The 1,429-nt window shown below is 69.6% G+C and carries 1 protein-coding gene; it reads left to right on the top strand.

Going from position 1 to position 1,429, the window contains the following annotated elements; genetic code table 11:
- A partial coding sequence (locus LMU33_RS40760) for a type I polyketide synthase (protein WP_228627150.1) occupies positions 1-1,429 on the top strand: 1,429 nt, incomplete at both ends.

Below are 1,429 nucleotides of genomic sequence, written 5' to 3'. Positions count from 1 at the left end.
CATCCGCCAAGCCCTGGCGTCGGCAGGCCTGACCACGTCGGACGTGGACGCGGTGGAGGCCCACGGTACGGGTACGACGCTGGGTGACCCGATCGAGGCGCAGGCGCTGATCGCGACGTACGGTCAGGAGCGTGGCGAGGACCGCCCGTTGTGGCTGGGGTCGGTGAAGTCGAACATCGGTCACACGCAGGCGGCGGCGGGTGTCGCGGGCATCATCAAGATGGTGATGGCGATGCGGCACGGCGTGCTGCCGCAGACGCTGCACGTCGACGAGCCGACGCCGCACGTCGAATGGTCGGCGGGCGCGGTGGAGCTGCTGACCGAGGCGCGGGAGTGGCCGGAGACCGGCCGTCCCCGCCGGGCCGGTGTGTCGTCCTTCGGTATCAGCGGCACCAACGCCCACACCATCATCGAAGAGCCGCCGGCGATCGCCGGGGCGGAGCGGGGCGAGAACCAACCGGTCCGCGTTCCCTCCGTGGTGCCGTGGACGCTGTCCGCCAAGGACGCGGACGCGCTGCGGGACCAGGCAGTCCGTCTGCGCGCGCAGCTGCTGGCCGACGAGGACGTGGACCTGGTCGACGTGGGCTACTCGCTCGCAGTGGGACGCACCGCCTTCGAGGAGCGGGCGGTTCTCGTGGCCGGCGACCGCGAGGAGTTCCTGCGGCAGCTGGGTACGGTGGCGGGCGGGCAGTCGCCCGCCGGAGTGGTCAAGGGCTCTACGACCGTCGGGAAGCTGGCGTTCCTGTTCACCGGCCAGGGCAGCCAGCGGCTGGGAATGGGCCGGGAACTGTACGAGGAGTACCCGGTCTTCGCCGAAGCGCTGGACGAGGTGTGCGCCCGGTTCGAGGTGCCGCTGCTGGACGTGCTCTTCGGCGACGCCGACGCTGAACTTCTGGATCAGACGGCGTATACGCAGCCTGCGTTGTTCGCGGTGGAGGTGGCGCTGTTCCGGCTGCTTGAGTCGTGGGGTGTGCGCCCGGACTTCGTGTCTGGTCACTCGATCGGTGAGATCGCGGCGGCGCATTGTGCGGGTGTGCTGTCGCTGGACGATGCGTGCACGCTGGTGGCGGCGCGTGGCCGTTTGATGCAGGAGTTGCCGTCCGGTGGTGCGATGGTGGCGGTCCAGGCCACCGAGGACGAGGTGGCGCCGTACCTGACCGATGCCGTGAGTATCGCGGCGGTCAACGGTCCGGCGTCGGTGGTGGTCGCCGGTGACGAGGACGCGGTACTGGAGATCGCGGGCCGCTTCGAGGAGCTGGGCCGGAAGACGAAGCGTCTGACGGTCAGTCATGCGTTCCATTCGCCGCACATGGACGGCATGCTGGACGCCTTCCGCGAGGTCGCCGAAAGCCTGACGTACGAGGCTCCGCGTCTTCCGGTGGTCTCGAACCTCACTGGTTCTGTGGTGGGCGCCGAGGAGATCCGTTCG

The organism is Streptomyces barringtoniae, from assembly GCF_020819595.1.
Lineage (GTDB): Bacteria > Actinomycetota > Actinomycetes > Streptomycetales > Streptomycetaceae > Streptomyces > Streptomyces barringtoniae.
This window is presented reverse-complemented; position numbering and strand designations above follow the sequence as displayed.